2 protein-coding genes are annotated in these 1983 nt (G+C 64.7%); one reads left to right on the top strand and one right to left on the bottom strand.

Translation table 11 applies throughout. The annotated features are described in order from the left end of the window. Positions 1–711 (bottom strand): SDR family NAD(P)-dependent oxidoreductase (locus tag VIR62_RS01785; RefSeq protein WP_431868177.1); only part of this gene is annotated, 711 nt, incomplete at its 3' end. Positions 712–936: 225 nt separating this feature from the next. On the opposite strand from VIR62_RS01785, the gene VIR62_RS01780 reads away from it, so the two are divergent. Further along, positions 937–1827 (top strand): LysR family transcriptional regulator, encoded by an 891-nt coding sequence (locus tag VIR62_RS01780; protein WP_431868175.1) that lies wholly within the window; start codon positions 937–939, stop codon positions 1825–1827. Positions 1828–1983 lie beyond the last annotated feature (156 nt).

Below are 1983 nucleotides of genomic sequence, written 5' to 3'. Positions count from 1 at the left end.
GACGGCGAGTTCGCTGGCGGTCATGAAGCTGCTGTCCGATGACGCGAGAAAGGCAGCCGCCGCCCCGATCTCCGCCGGATCGCCCATGCGCTGGAGCGCGGTCATCGAGCCGTAAGCCTTCTGACCCTCCTCGCCGAGCGCTGCCTTGGCCAGTTCGGTCGCCGTCGGCCCCGGCGACAGCACGTTCACCCGGATGCCGGTGCCCTTCAGCTCCTCCGCCCAGGTCCGCGCGAGATTGCGCACGGCTGCCTTGCTTGCGCTGTAGGCAGAAAATCCCGGAGCGCCCGTCGTGCCGGCGCTCGATCCGGTCAGGACGATCGAACCGCCCTCGCCCATCAGCGGCAACGCCTTCTGGACCGTGAAGATCGTACCCTTCACATTGATGTCGAAGGTCTCGTCGATGTGCGCGGCGGTGATCTCGCCGAGCTTGAGCTGGCTTCCCCCGCCGGCATTGGCGAAGATGATGTCCAGGCTTCCGCGCTCGGCTTTCACCGCTGCGAAAAGTCGGTCGAGGTCGGCCTCGTCGGAAACCGAGCCCTGCACAGCCCGGGCATCGGGTCCAAGCTCTGCCACGGCCGCGTCGAGCGCTTCCTGCCGACGGCCGAAGATGAAGACGAAGGCGCCTTCCTCGATGAAGCGCTTTGCAGCGGCGAGGCCGATGCCGGTAGCGCCGCCGGTGATGACGGCGGTCTTTCCATTCAATCTGGTCATAGTGTGCAGTCCTTGTTTCGCCGTCTCGGGTTGTGGCGGAAGGGAGGTCCGCCGAGACCCCGAAGATGGGGCTGCCGAAGTCAGGCGGTGAGTAGGAAATCCCGCACATCGGTGGTGCGAAAACGATCCAGCCGGACGGCTGAACGCCGCGATAAGCGCGCACTCCATTGCTCAGTATGTTAGAGCTGGTTTTGGAAGATGCGGCTGACGGCGCGGGAATGCACCATGATCGACTGGGATGACGTTCGCTATTTTCTCGCCATCGCGCGCGGAGGCTCGGTGCGGTCCGCCGCCGGGCACCTTGGGGTGAACCATTCCACCGTGCTGCGACGCGTCGCCCGACTCGAGGAGCGCCTCGGGGTGCAGATGTTCGAAAAGCTGCCTTCGGGCTACCGTCTGACGGCGGCGGGCGAGGAAGTCCTCGAGCTCGCCGCCCAGATGGAAACCTCGTCGCTCCAGCTGGAGACGCGCGTGTTCGGGCGCGACCAGAGCGTGCGCGGACTGTTGCGGGTGACGTTGACACCGATCCTTGCGAGTCATCTGCTCATGCCGGACCTTGCCGATTTCGCGCGCCTCCATCCGGAAATCGAGATGGAAATCCTGTCGTCCGGCGAACTGGCAAATCTGACCAACCGCGAGGCCGACGTCGCGCTCCGCGTCGTCTACGACCGCAAAACCCTGCCGCTCAATCTTCACGGTCTGAAGGGGCCGGAGCTGTTCGGCGGCGTCTACATCTCCCGCGATCGACTGGCCGCATGGCGCGCAGGCACGCCCGATCCCCTCCGGTGGATCGTCATCAGCATGCACGGCATTCCGGATTGGGCCAACGAAGGCGAGGTTCGTATCACCGGGGTTCCATTCAGGGTCACGGACGCCGCGGCGGAGATTGCGGCCGTACGCCAAGGGCTCGGGATCACGACACTGCCGTGCTTCGTCGGAGATGCCGACCCCCTGCTGGTGAGGGTGCCGGGCACCGACCTGCACATGTACGGAACGCTCTGGACTCTTACACAGGGGGAGACACGCAAGACAAAGCGCGTGCGACTGTTCACGGAGTTCGTATCCCGCAGGCTCGCCGCCTATGCTCCGCTTCTCGCAGGGCTGTCGCGCGACTGATGCGCAGTGGGCCGGTGCACGAACCGCTATCGCGGATTGGCTTTAGCAGCGATGGAAAGCGGCCCAGCGAGCGCCGCGGCTGATTGAACGTCGTCTGCCATAGGCAGAGCTTTTCGACTCCTTCAACTGAGGAGTCGAACGATGAATGAGCTTATC

This window comes from Allosphingosinicella sp., assembly GCF_036570505.1.
Taxonomy (GTDB): domain Bacteria; phylum Pseudomonadota; class Alphaproteobacteria; order Sphingomonadales; family Sphingomonadaceae; genus Allosphingosinicella.
This window is presented reverse-complemented; position numbering and strand designations above follow the sequence as displayed.